This is a genomic window from Caballeronia zhejiangensis (assembly GCF_000698575.1).
GTDB lineage: Bacteria > Pseudomonadota > Gammaproteobacteria > Burkholderiales > Burkholderiaceae > Caballeronia > Caballeronia zhejiangensis.
Map to the genome: position 1 here is coordinate 14,907 of NZ_JFHD01000059.1, position 12,915 is coordinate 27,821.

Here is a 12,915-nt window from a genome sequence, read left to right on the forward strand (position 1 = left end):
CGGACAGCGTAGTCAGCAACAGGCCGAGCCGGCAGGCTTCACAGCAATGCGAATTGGTTTGCCGCTCGGAGCCCGGCAGGACGTTGCCCCTGACGACGCCGAAGTCTTCCGGCTCTCGCCATATACGGGCGCGCCGTCCAGCGTATGGAAGTGTTCCCAGGCAATACCCTGCGGATCGAGAACCCAGTGCTTGTCGCTGCGCGCATAACAGCAGGTGGTTTCGCCCTGATCGAGCAGGGCCAGGTCCGCGGCCTCGGCCCTCTTCGCGAGTTCGGCAAGCTCGGCGGCGGCGTCCACCTGGAAGCCGAGGTGATCCACGCCGACTTTCGTGCCTCGCGTCGAGATCGCAAAGTTCACGCGGGGATCGTCCAGCATCCATTTCGCGTAGTCGGCCTCGACGCGCGCCGGTTCGGCGGCGAGCAGTTTCGAATAGAACGCGACACTGGCTGCGATGTCGTCAACGTGGACGTGGATGTGAAACCGCTTCATGGTGGTTCTCCATCACAATTTGCATGAGGCCGCGCCAGGTCCAAGGCAAGGCTGCCCTTGACAGCAGTTTTCGGTCAGAAAGCCAAGCACCGCGCTCATCTGATCATAGACGGCCCGATAGATCAGGCTGCGCCCGTCGCGCTCCTGCGTGACGAGGCCAGCGTGCATCAGTTCCTTCAGGTGAAAGGAGAGCGTCGCGTTTGGAACGTCGAGCTGGTCCGCCATGGCGCCCGGCGTCAAGCCGGTTGGACCCGCGACGACCAGCATTCGGAACACACGCAGGCGTAGTTCGTGGGCAAGCGCTGCAAGGGCGCGAATAACGTCTTTATCTTCCATATTTCCAATATACTCGAAATATTGCAAGGAAGCAAGTCGCTTCGGCAGTTCACCGGGGCAATGACGACTATCGTTTTGCGAGCGGGTCTGGCCGGTACAGTGGGTCGACGGGCAGTTCAGGATCGCCTCCGCCCGAAACGCGAGCGCCGGCAGTAGCTGACTCCGTATGCAAATCGCATCTGACACTCATCGGCCACGAGCTGACGTTCGCAACTATTGCCACGGCATTCAGATGGCCCGATCTGCCCGCAATTAGACGCCCGATGGGCACAACTCTGTTGCTCCGTCTCCTACTGAATCGCGAGGTGAGCCAATTTATGGCGCCTTAGCGCTGCTCGCACGTACTCGCGGCGGACCCTTCACAACGGCCGCAGCATCGGTCAACATAAGAGGAACGGGCTATGGCTAACGTCCAAACGCTGGACGAAAGTAGTGGCCGTGGGCCAATTGTCGGATCGCTCGTATGAATCTGAGTGGCGCTTTGATAGGACCGGCCAAGGAGCTATGGAAGACCATGTTGGCAACGCGTGCGTTTTTTTTAGACGGAACCGGCAAGTTGGGAGAAAACGTCGCATGAATCGCAGGCTGGCCTAATTCGCAATGAAGGCCATGACATGATGGCGTCGCGTGCACGTGACTCGCACGACGCGCCCACACGGCTGACGTCATGAAACTAGTCAGCGGATTTCATCGGGGGCCGCAGCGTCTAAGGCTGCAACAAGCCCGGATATAGTGGAATGGCCTCGTCCCACCTTCGATGCGTGAATGCAAATGATCGCCATCAGAGGGTATGGCAGTATGAGCACTCCCTGATCCACGTATGAGCGGAGGCCGTCATGAGCGTCTCGTTGCTGAGCATCGATCTGGCAAAAAGCATCTTCCAGCTGTACGGCGTCGACGAGCGAGGCCACCCGGTGTTGAGCCGGCGAGTCAGCCGCAGCAAGCTCCTCGAAGTAGTCGTTGCTCTTCCCTGTTGCCGGATCGTGATGGAAGCTTGTGGTGGGGCGCACTACTGGGCTCGCCGCTTCTCGGCAATGGGGCATCACGTGCAGATCATCGCTCCGCGATTCGTCAAGCCGTTCGTAAAATCCCAGAAGAATGACCGCAACGATGCGGAGGCAATCGTCGAAGCTGCGTCCCGCCCGACCATGCGCTACGTCGCAGTCAACAGCGTTGAGCAGCAAGATATCCAGTCCATGCATCGCGTCCGCAGTCTGTTGATGCGAGACCGCATCGCACAGATCAATCAGATTCGAGGCCTGCTGGCTGAATACGGGGTGGTCATTGCCCAAACACCTCTAAAAATAAGGACGCAACTCCCCGCGATTATCGACGACGAATGCAACGAGCTGACAGGGTTGACTCGGTCAATGATGAGAGATATGTACGAGAGACTCGTCCTGCTGGATAAGCAGATCGCCCGGTACGATGAGTTGATTCATCACGTGCACAGGGCATCGCCTGCAAGCCAGCGCCTGGAAAAGATTCGTGGGGTCGGGCCGATGATTGCAACCGCCGTCATCGCCGCTGCGGGAAGCGCCTCCGAGTTCTCAAATGGTCGGCAGTTCGCGGCCTGGCTGGGTTTGACGCCACGCCAGCACTCCTCAGGCGGCAAGGATCGTCTGTTCGGTATCACCAAGCGCGGGAACGGCTACCTGCGAGTGCTGCTGGTACACGGTGCGAGATCCGTGGTACAGCAGGCGATAAAGCATACGGATACGCTGTCTCGATGGATACTTGAGGTGCAGGCGAGACGGGGAACGAACATCGCGGTCGTAGCGCTTGCCAACAAGATTGCCAGGACGATCTGGGTATTGCTCGCACGCGGTGTGGAGTACGTATCGCCGGTATGAGCGGAGCGTCGGTCGGATAGTAGCAGTGATTTACCCTCTTCACTGGTTGCACAAGTAATCTGATTCAATGGCTAACAGGTCGGACCGTCGGTGACAAAACCTGCGCAGTCTTAGGGCTCTCGAAGCCGTGGATATAAGTAGGAGTCGCCGGGCGAAATCCATTGGGGCCGGGCACACGCGTGCCACAGAAAGGCCGAATGTATATATGCAATCCAGCACCTGCTCGCCGTAGAACAGATTGTTTGGCAAACGGGACGAGGCCATGTATACGACTGCAACCCATCTTGTCCAGGTCGATTCGCATAAAAACTGGCGCAAGCGGGACGCGTTCATATACGGTCCTAGAAGAATACTGGCAAGCTGACGTCCATCGGGATGAAATTCTTTCCGTAGCGGACGTTAGCGCCGTCGGAGCGACCACAGCGGCACAATCTTCCACGGTCGCCAAAAGCGAAGTGGTAGGAAGATGAGATCATCTTGTGTTCAGCATGCCGTAGATCTCGGGGTAACTGCACGCGGAAAAGATCTCGCACCAGACGGAATTCAAGATTTTTGCGGTTTCAGCGCGTCACGACAGCGTGCCCACAATTCGATCACCTCCGCACTCGTCAGATCCAGCGCAAGTGACTCGGTGAAAATACATTCGACTTGGGGGCAGCGACGCTTTTGTTTGACGTGTTCTCTGCAAAGTTTCAACGCGAGTTGGCCAAGCTGAACGCGCGTCATCCAGTCAAAGGACGTTTTCGATCGTGCGTGCCACAGGCGGGTAGATTCGACTAAGTGAGGAAGTGACCATGTTCGCGTCAGTCCGTACGACACTAGCGTCGCACAAACTAGGTAGCAGACGCAATGGACCCGGGTGTCGTCGGTGTCAAATTGAACGTTGAATTCGCGCATAGAGCATCGCACAGGAACTGACATTTAAGTACGGCGCGCCAGCAATCAGACGGCGGGCTGGCTTCACCGCTTTAGCAGAAAGGTTAGGGCATCCTGCAAAACTCATCTACGTTCGAGTTTGAAATGCAGCGTTTCGCGGACGACGACACGTGCACCACGAAAAAATTCAGCGGTAGCGAGGTTCACGAAATCGTCGATCGGAATTCGGGGGCGAATGCGGATTGCTATGTCAGCTCGAGAAAAGTGCGAACTTTCGCCCGCAAAGCGCTCACATACCAACGCGAACCTCGTCGGGCCGCCCCCAACTTCGTGATCGCTCAGGATGCGTTGCCGGCTAAGAAGGTTTGACGTGGGCGGATTTTCACTGAAGCATCGATGCATCGGATCTTCGAACGTCCGCTCCGCTGACAATGCCGGCCGACAAGGCGTCCGATTGGCGAACGGCGGCAACGAGTGAGCTCCGGTAGTTGGGCCGCAGGCGTAGTCGAGCGGGGTCGTGAAGAAACTTCTGCACGTTCAACCAGAGACGCTTCTGACCGCACGGGGTCGTGGTTCCGCAGCCGTCCGAAGGAGAATCTTGCATAAGAAGCGGCTCTTTTTGGCCGGGCCGATCGACTGAGTGATGCCTGGGCGTGCGGTCAATTCGCTGTTGAAATATTGGTATCGCGGCGCGTGCTCAAAATACGTTCTGCCGAATATGGGACGATTAAGGCCGCGCTTTGCTTAGACGGGACAAATAGCAAGCGAATCCCAATATTCTTGGAGACTGCAATCGTGAGTGAAGTCTCACTGGCGTCTGTCTCCCGACCGTGCGCAATCACTCCACGCTCGTAAAACTCGGATACGAATGAACCTGGCGGAGCGCGGATTCATATATGCCCGTGGCTCTGAAAGGAAGTTGGTTTGCTGTTGAACGCATGCGCAGAAATGAACGGCAGTCCCGATAGGACTGCAAGGGCGCATCGATTGAAGCTAAGCTAATTCGATGAACGGTAACGGAACGATCAGCAGACTTGTCAACAACGTCGGTTAGGATGACCGCTCGTAGACGTCCTCAATCTTCCGTTGTATCGAACAATCTTTGCAACGCAAATGAGCCGACTGTCTAGCGTCACTCAATTTTCCTCGGTTTGCGAAAAAACATCGTATCTTCCGACGACTCAGTCCTTAAATAGTGTTTCAATCCGATTGCTACTTATGCACTAGCGTTAAATGTATTTTGTTGCATGCTCGTGCAACCACTTTAGCTTTGTGTAGGGCTTGCACCTTTATTTCTGGCTTTTTTGGTCGCGGCGCTACGAGCTTACTTCGAACTCGGATACCTATGAAGTTAGGGAGAGTCGATGTGGCGGCTAATTCCTAGAGTTGGGGTTGGGGTTGGGGTTGGGGTTGGGGTGAGCAACTTTAGACAAAGCCCGCGTCAACAATGCGATTCGTGGCTCAAAAAAAATCGCATAGATTGAACGCGAGCGACGAAGATTAGGTAGAGGCGCACATGGGAAAAGTGGTGTGCCATGGCTTCTCGAATATAATCAAAATCAAGAACGCCACGACGAAAAGACCTTGCAAGTTTTTACCTTCTTGTGTGCGGGCCCATATTTTATTCGGATCACTGATTCGCGTTCGAGCGTTTAAAACTGGAGCGTTCGAGTTTAAGGCGCCGAGAGTTCTTGAAAATGGTTGCTGAACTTCGCACTTAAAATACATGCGAGTTGCCTTTGCACCTGTTCTCGCGCTCCCCACCGTCGCGAACGTCCCAGCGCGGGGCCTCGAGACACGCGTCGACGCTCCCTAGCGATTCTCTTCCCCAGTGCTGTTCAACAACGGCCATGGCGGCCTGAAATTCATACGAGACAACAAAATAGATCGTCGACTGTAAGTCACAAAGTACACATTACGGCGCCACTCTGTCACGGCGTATCTGATGATGGGAGTCGGCAGTGCCGTGACTCCGCAAGTGGGGTTTGACTCCAACCACATCTTCGGCAACATATATCGGCGCTCTTGGTGGCTTGGGGGTCTGCGGAGTGTCAACTATCGCGCTGAAACTGCGCCTACTTAAAGCGACGCGCGCTTAAACACGAACCGCGGCACGTTCCGGATGATCAGCATAATCCCCCACCAGAACCACGGCGTATAAAGCACGTCCTTCTTCCTGTCGATTCCGCGCACGATGTCCTTCGCGACCTTCTCCGGCGTGGCGACGAGCGGGCCGGGCAACGGCAGCCCCGCAGTCATCGGCGTGGCGACGAAGCCGGGTTTGATATCGACGACATGCACGCCGACCTTGAACAACCGCGCGCGCAAGCCTTCGAGAAACGCCTGCAACGCGGCCTTCGCGCTGCCATAAAGATAATTCGACGGACGCCCGCGATCGCCCGCCACCGACGAGATCACCGCGAGCGTCCCGTGCCGCTGCGCCTCAAGCCGATTGGCGATCGGCGTGATGAGCGCAATCAGCGAAAGCGCATTGGTATGAAACTCGCGCACCGCGACGGCGGGATCGCTCTGGCAGGCCGCCTGGTCCGGCAGCGTGCCCGACGCGATCAGCACGATATCGATCGAATCCATGTGCGCGGCGCAGTCAGCGAGCATCGCGGCGTGATCGTCGAGCTTGTCGATATCGAGCCGATACACGGCGACCGAAGCCGCCCCCCGCGCCGTCAAATCGGCGGCGACCTGCTCCATGCGTTCCTGATTGCGCGCGACGAGAAAGAAGCGCGCGCCTTTCGCGGCCCATTCTCGCGCGCAGGCGATGGCGATAGCGGACGTGGCGCCCACGATGACGATGTTCTTCATAGGCCAGTCATTCGTTTCCAGAAATGCGACAGCATGGCCGGATCGCGAAGCGATTCGAGCGCCTGCCATCGGGGATAAGCGGCGCGGAAATCGGCGCCCGACATGTGCGCGTCCTTGGCCGGATAGATGCGTCCGCCGGCATCGCGCACGATCGCGTCGAGCGCGTCGAAGAGCTGCGAATTACGCAATTCATGCTGCGGAAAGTCGAGCGCGAGCGAGGTGCCTTCCATCGGAAACGACAGCAGCCCCGGCGACGGAATGTTCCCGCAGCGCTTGAGCACCGCGAGAAACGAACCCGTGCCGCTCGATGAAATGCGATCGAGCATCGCGCGCACCGCATCGCGCGCGCTCGCTGCCGGCACGACGCACTGATACTGCTGAAACCCCTGCGGCCCGTAGATGCGGTTCCATTCGAGCAGACTGTCGAGCGGATAGAAATAGCCGTCGTAACCGACGCGCGAAAGCTCGATCGCGCGTCGCTGCTTCCGGTAGTACAGCTCGTTGAACGCGCGCAGCGTGAGGCCGTTGATGAGCGAAACGGGCGGCGTGAACGGCACGCGGCGCGTGTTGCGCTGTTCGACATCGAGCGAGCCGTGGATCGCGTGATCGCCCGCCATGAAGATGCCGCGCCCGAGCGCCGGTCCGCGGCTCGCGCAATCGACCCACGCGACGCAATACTCGTGCTTCGCGTCGTACTCTTCCGAGAGATCGAAGAACTCGTCGAGCTTGCCGAAGCGGATGCTCGTCACGTCGATGAGACTCGTGCGGATCGGCATCAGCGAGAACTCGGCCCACAGGATGAGTCCCGTCAGCCCGAGCCCGCCGATCGTCGCATTGAACATCTCCGTGTTCGATTCCGGCGAGCATTCGATGAACGTGCCGTCGCTGCGCGCGAGGCCGAACGCGCGCACATGCCGCCCGAACGTGCCGCGCACGTGATGATTCTTGCCGTGCACGTCGTTGGCGATCGCGCCGCCCAGCGTCAGGTACTTCGTGCCCGGCGTGACCGGCAGCATCCAGCCGCGCGGCACCGCGAGCGCGAGAATCTGCTCGAACGTGATGCCGGGCTCGGCGCGCACGATGCCGCGCGTCCAGTCGGCGGCGATGATCCGGTCGAGCGCGAGCGTCTGAAAGACGTGATTCGAACTCGCGAGGCAGACGTCGCCGTAGCTTCGGCCATTGCCGAACGCGAGCGTCGTGCCATGTTCGCGCTGCACGTCGCGCCATCGCGCCTGCGCTTCGTCGCGCCAGTGCGCGGCGTGCGCGGTCTGCGGCAGGCGCGGGTAGCGGCCCCAGGAGAGCAGTTCGCTCATCGCTCAGATCGCGAGCCAGAACGCGAAGCCGCACAGCGCGACGACGACGAGGCTCATGCGATCGCGCGCCGCGAACACGATGGGATCGTCGTTCATGCGTCCGCGATGCGTGATGACCCATGTCCGGCTGAACCAGTAGAGCATCAGCGGACACACCATCCAGATGTATTGCGGATGCCGGTAAAGCACGGTGGTGCGTTCGTCCTGGATATAGAGCGCGAGCACGAGCACCGAGATGTAACCCGACGACGTTCCCAGCGACGACACGATGGCCAGATCGCTCGCCAGATAACCTCGCCCGCGCGCGCCTTCGCGCCCGGACTTCATCATCGCGTGAAGCTCGGTGTAGCGCTTGACGAGCGCGAGGCTCAGGAACGCGAACATCGAGAAAGCTAGCAGCCAGAACGTGAGCGGGACATGGATCGCCGCGGCGCCCGCGACGATGCGCGTCGTGTACAGCGCGGCAAGCACGACGACGTCGATCATCACCTGACGCTTGAGCGCGAGCGAATAGGCGAGCGTCAGCACGTAGTAGCCGAGCAGGACCGCGTTGAATTTCCACGACAAGAACGTGAGCGAGATCGAGAACGCGGCGGCGAGCAGAACAGGGCAGAGCGCCATGCCCCATGCGAGCGGCATCGTGCCGGCGGCGAGCGGGCGCCGGCGCTTCACCGGATGCTGCCGGTCGTCCTGCAAGTCGAGCAGATCGTTTAGCAGATACACGCTCGATGCACACAGCCCGAACGCGAAGAACGCAATCACGGCGGACTCGATGGCCGCCGGCGACTTCAGCTGATGCCCTGCGAGCAGCGGCACGAAGATCAGCACGTTTTTCAGCCACTGATGCAGCCGCAGGGACTTGGCCCAGACCTTGAGCGTCGGCGGGCGATTCTCGAAGACCTGTTCGACGTTGTCGTGCTTCGATGCGGCGCGCACGACGCCCGCGTGCGGATTGACCACGTACGCGCGATCGGCGGCGGCCCAGACGGACATGTCATCGTGCGAATTGCCGACGTAATCGAAGCCCTTCTCGCCGTACTCGGCGACGAGCCGGTCGCGCTTGCGATGCGCGGAAAGGTTGACGCGCTCGTCGGTGGCGAACACGCGATCGAAGATGCCGAGATGCTCCGCGATGCGATGCGCGAACGATTCATGGCTCGCGGTGGCGAGCGCGATCGTGCGGCCCCCGGCGCGCATGTCCTTCAGCCAGTTCACGACCTGCGTGTTGTAGGGCAGCGTCGCGACATCGATGCTCACGTGCTCGGCGAGCCGCGACTTGAGCACGGACTTGCCGCCGCTGGAAAGCCACAGCAGCGGCTTGAAGAATTTCTGCGGTGAGGATCTCAGGAAGGCGAATCCGCTCTCGACGAGAATGTCGGAGTGAATCAACGTGCCATCGAGATCGACGACGATGGGCTTGCTCATTCAATTCACGTTGAGATGATTGCTTAAGCCCACGACCGGGCGGAACCGGGCCTGGCCGTCTTCTCAGCGACGGCTTCGGCACCGGCTTTGTCGAGTTTTCCAGGCACATCGTATATGGTGTCGATTTTTCCGCCAAGCAACGTGTGACGTAGCGCCGGAAAAACGCCGAACCACCGAACCATGTTCTGAACACATGCAACTCGCGCTGCTCTACACCTTTTTCGCCGCCATCGCGACGCTTGCCAACATCGGCGCGCAGGATCTGACTACGCGCATCTATAGCGGCCCCTGGCATGTTTTGCTGTCGGTGTTCGTCGGCACGGGCGTCGGTCTCGTCGTGAAATATCTGCTCGACAAGAAATGGATCTTCCGCTTCAAGGCGGAGAATGCGCGTCACGACGCGACCATGTTCACGCTCTACGTCACGATGGGCCTCGTCACCACAGCGATTTTCTGGGGCGTCGAATTCGGCTTCAATCACGTCTTCGGAACGGCCGAAATGCGCTACGTCGGCGGCTGCATCGGTCTCGCGATCGGTTATGTGATCAAGTACCGCCTCGACAAGCGCTACGTGTTTCGCACGTTCGCCTGACGCGACGCCCCGCCGCCCGCGGTTGCCGAAACCTCCGACATTAAGGACAATCTTGGCGTCTTCCACCCGTCGATGCGGTCCGTTTTCCTTTCGTGGCGCGGACGCCCCATTTGTCCGATGAACGCGAACGCCCCGCCGATCACTCTCAGCATTTCCATCGTCGTCTACCGGCCCGATGCCGCGTTGCTCGCGCGCACCGTCGAAACGCTGGAATCCGCGCTCGCCCAACTGCACGATGTCGCCGGGCGCCCGTGCCTGTATCTGATCGACAACGGCAATCCGGGCGAGCTCGCCGACCTGCCGGCGCCCTCGGATGCCGAATTCGACACCGTGGTGCTCAAAGGGCACGGCAATGTCGGTTATGGACGCGGCCACAATCTCGCCATCGAGCGCGCGAACAGCCGCTTCCATCTGATTCTCAATCCCGACGTCGAACTCAATGCCGATGGCCTGCGCCGCGCGCTCGCCTTTCTGCACGGCTCGCCGGAAACCGGTCTGCTCGCGCCGTGGATCGGCGGCGACGATGGCCGTCAGCAGTTTCTTTGCCGCCGCTATCCGACCGTGCTCGACCTTTTCGTGCGCGGCTTTCTGCCGTCGGCGCTGCGCAAGCCGTTCGCGGGGCGCCTCGCGCGCTACGAAATGCGCGATGTCATCGGCGACAGCAATATCGTGTGGGATCCGCCGATCGTGAGCGGCTGCTTCATGCTCTTCAGAACCGATGTGCTCAAGTCGCTCGGCGGCTTCGATCCGCGCTATTTCCTCTATTTCGAGGACTACGACCTGAGCCTGCGCACGCGCCGCGTCGCGCGCATCGCCTATGTGCCGTCGGTGCGAATCCTGCATCACGGCGGCGGCGCGGCGAAGAAAGGCTCGGTGCACATCAAGCTGTTCGTCACGTCGGCGTACCGGTTCTTCAACCGTTTCGGCTGGAAATGGCTATGAGCGAATCCGGCCGACGCATCGCGATAACCGGCGCCAACGGCTTCGTCGGCCGCGCGGTGAGCCGTGCGCTCGCGGCGCGCGGGATCGGCGCGAAAGGGCTCGTGCGGCGCGACGCGCAGTGCGAACCGGGCGTCGACGTGCGCCATATCGACGGCCTCGATTCGATCGCGCCCGAAGCCTTTGCCGGTTGCGACGCAGTGATCCATCTTGCGGCGCGCGTCCACGTAATGGCCGACGCCGCCGCCCAATCGCAGGCCGTGTTGAAGGCGTATCGGGCGGTCAACGTCGACGGCACGCTCGCCGCCGCCGAATCCGCGCGGCGAGCGGGCGTGACGCGCTTTGTCATGATGAGCAGCGTCAAGGCGCTCGGCGAAAGCGATCCGGGCCGCCCGTTCAGCGAAGACGACGCGCGCAATCCGCCCGATGCCTACGGCGTGTCGAAAGCCGAAGCCGAAGTGAAACTGCTCGAATTCGGCAGCCGCACCGGGCTGGAAATCGCCATCGTGCGGCCGCCGCTCGTCTACGGCCCCGGCGTGCGCGCCAATTTCCTGGCGATGATGAACGCGATCGCGCGCGGCATCCCGTTGCCGCTCGGCGCGATCGATGCGCGCCGCAGCCTCGTCTCCGTCGACAATCTCGCGAGCGCGACGATCGAATGCGCGCTCCATCCGGCTGCGGCGGGCCGCCTGTTCCATGTCACGGACGGCGACGACCCGAGCGTCGCCGAACTCGCGCGCAAGCTCGGCCAACATCTCGGCAAACCGGCGCGGCTCGTGCCGGTGCCGGTGGGACTCTTGCGCGGCGTCGGGCGTCTGACGGGCAAGACCGCGCAGATCGATCGGCTGACCGGCAGCCTGCGCCTCGATTCGAGCCGCATCCGCGAGACGCTCGGCTGGCAAGCGCCGCAATCGCTCGACGAAGGCCTCGCCGCCACGGCCGCGTGGTTTCGCTCGACGCGCGCGCAATAAACGGTTCTCGCGATCGGAAACGTCCGTCGCGAACGTTAAAATATGCGCGGCTTCGATATCGGCGCGATTTTCGTTATCCGTCAGTTATTTACGACTAATTCCGGCGACCGTTCGCGTATCCTTGCGGGTTTGCCCGGGATAAAAGTCGCCGGGACGATCGGGGCTTCGTTTTCGACAACTCATAACAACGCATGCTGCATTCGTATTTCCAAGCTTCGCCGCCGCTGGCCGCGATGTCGGTCGCGGTATTGGCGTTCGCCGCCTGCGCGCTGATTCTGCGGACGCTCATCCGCACGGGCCTCGCGTGGCGCCTCGCCACCGATATCCCCAACGAGCGTTCGCTGCACGAACGGCCCACGCCGCGCGTCGGCGGCTGGGGCATCGTGCCGGTCGCCGTCGTCGCGCTTCTCGTCGCGGCCCCGTCGATGTGGCTCGTCGCGGCATGCGCGGTCTTCCTCGCGGCCGTCTCGCAGATCGACGACCGCCGCGGTTTGCCCGCGCGCGTGCGCTTCGCGGCGCATATCGTCGCGGTGACGCTCGTGATCGTCGCGCATCCGGCGAACGCGCCGTGGTGGGCGCTCGCATTCGTCGGCTTTCTGATGCTGTGGCTCGTCAATCTCTACAACTTCATGGACGGCTCCGACGGGCTCGCCGGCGGCATGGCGCTGTTCGGATTCGGCGGCTACGCGCTCGCGGCGCTCGCCGGACCCGCGCCGCAAGCCGATCTCGGCCTGGCGAGCGCGGCGATCGCCGGAGCGGCGGCCGGTTTCCTGACCCTCAATTTCCATCCGGCTCGGATTTTTCTCGGCGATGCCGGGTCTATTCCGTTGGGATTTCTGGCAGGCGCGCTCGGGTTCTGGGGCTGGCAACGGGGCGCGTGGCCCGTCTGGTTTCCGGCGCTCGTGTTTTCGCCTTTCATCGCGGATGCCACGGTCACGTTGCTGCGACGCCTCGCGCGCGGTGAAAAATTTTGGCAGGCGCATCGAGAGCATTACTATCAGCGCATGGTGCGCCTCGGAATGGGGCACGCGCGCACCGCGCTCACGTGGTATCTGCTCATGCTGGCGGGCATGATCCTCGCGAACTGGGCGCTGTGGTTTTCGGTCACGGGGCAGTGGGCGGCGGTTGCGGGCTGGGCAGTCGTGGTTGTGGCAGCGGGCGCGGTCGTCGACGCGCAGTGGCGTCGTCATGAAACGCGCCATACCGGACAATCTTGAGGGTCCATGCTGATGAATCGAATAAAAGCTACATGGCTATCGGCGGGGGCGTTCGGCTTCGATCTCGTGGCCGTCGTCGGAGCC

General features: G+C 61.0%; 10 protein-coding genes. 5 read left to right on the forward strand and 5 right to left on the reverse strand.

Features of this window, described 5'->3' with window-relative positions; all coding sequences use genetic code 11:
- Positions 1 to 12 precede the first annotated feature (12 nt).
- Both BG60_RS34310 and BG60_RS34315 read right to left on the reverse strand, forming a co-directional pair.
- On the reverse strand, positions 13 to 489 hold the full coding sequence (locus BG60_RS34310) for an ArsI/CadI family heavy metal resistance metalloenzyme (RefSeq protein ID WP_008342563.1): 477 nt from the start codon (positions 487 to 489) through the stop codon (positions 13 to 15).
- 12 nt (positions 490 to 501) lie between these two features.
- The gene (locus BG60_RS34315) at positions 502 to 825 is read right to left on the reverse strand and encodes an ArsR/SmtB family transcription factor (protein ID WP_008342560.1); all 324 of its coding nucleotides are present in this window, start codon (positions 823 to 825) and stop codon (positions 502 to 504) included.
- A gap of 836 nt (positions 826 to 1,661) precedes the next feature.
- Between BG60_RS34315 and BG60_RS34320 the strand changes: the two genes are divergently transcribed.
- A complete protein-coding gene (locus BG60_RS34320) occupies positions 1,662 to 2,678 on the forward strand; it encodes an IS110 family RNA-guided transposase (RefSeq protein WP_034474336.1) in 1,017 nt (338 codons plus the stop codon).
- A gap of 2,955 nt (positions 2,679 to 5,633) precedes the next feature.
- Here the strand turns inward: BG60_RS34320 and BG60_RS34330 are convergent.
- From BG60_RS34330 to BG60_RS34340, 3 genes are read right to left on the reverse strand one after another with little or no spacing between them, the layout of a single operon-like run.
- The gene (locus tag BG60_RS34330) at positions 5,634 to 6,374 is read right to left on the reverse strand and encodes an SDR family oxidoreductase (RefSeq protein WP_034474342.1); all 741 of its coding nucleotides are present in this window, start codon (positions 6,372 to 6,374) and stop codon (positions 5,634 to 5,636) included.
- Entirely contained in the window at positions 6,371 to 7,687 is a 1,317-nt protein-coding gene (locus BG60_RS34335; protein WP_034474344.1) for an FAD-binding oxidoreductase, read from the reverse strand. The genes BG60_RS34330 and BG60_RS34335 overlap by 4 nt, the downstream gene beginning before the upstream one ends.
- A 3-nt stretch (positions 7,688 to 7,690) precedes the next feature.
- Complete coding sequence (locus BG60_RS34340) at positions 7,691 to 9,112, reverse strand: UbiA family prenyltransferase (protein ID WP_008342552.1); 1,422 nt, start codon at positions 9,110 to 9,112, stop codon at positions 7,691 to 7,693.
- 193 nt (positions 9,113 to 9,305) lie between these two features.
- Between BG60_RS34340 and BG60_RS34345 the strand changes: the two genes are divergently transcribed.
- The 4 genes from BG60_RS34345 to BG60_RS34360 all read left to right on the forward strand — a co-directional run bounded on the left by BG60_RS34345 (position 9,306) and on the right by BG60_RS34360 (position 12,831).
- A complete protein-coding gene (locus tag BG60_RS34345; RefSeq protein WP_034474346.1) occupies positions 9,306 to 9,704 on the forward strand; it encodes a GtrA family protein in 399 nt (132 codons plus the stop codon).
- Between the two features lie 117 nt (positions 9,705 to 9,821).
- Complete coding sequence (locus tag BG60_RS34350) at positions 9,822 to 10,646, forward strand: glycosyltransferase family 2 protein (RefSeq protein ID WP_034474349.1); 825 nt, start codon at positions 9,822 to 9,824, stop codon at positions 10,644 to 10,646.
- Positions 10,643 to 11,614, forward strand: coding sequence for a UDP-glucose 4-epimerase family protein (locus tag BG60_RS34355; RefSeq protein ID WP_034474352.1), 972 nt, complete (start codon positions 10,643 to 10,645; stop codon positions 11,612 to 11,614). Before BG60_RS34350 ends, BG60_RS34355 begins: the two co-directional genes overlap by 4 nt.
- A gap of 191 nt (positions 11,615 to 11,805) precedes the next feature.
- Positions 11,806 to 12,831: an MraY family glycosyltransferase gene (locus BG60_RS34360; RefSeq protein ID WP_051996840.1), complete on the forward strand. Its 1,026-nt coding sequence runs from the start codon at positions 11,806 to 11,808 to the stop codon at positions 12,829 to 12,831.
- The last annotated feature ends 84 nt before the right edge of the window (positions 12,832 to 12,915 follow it).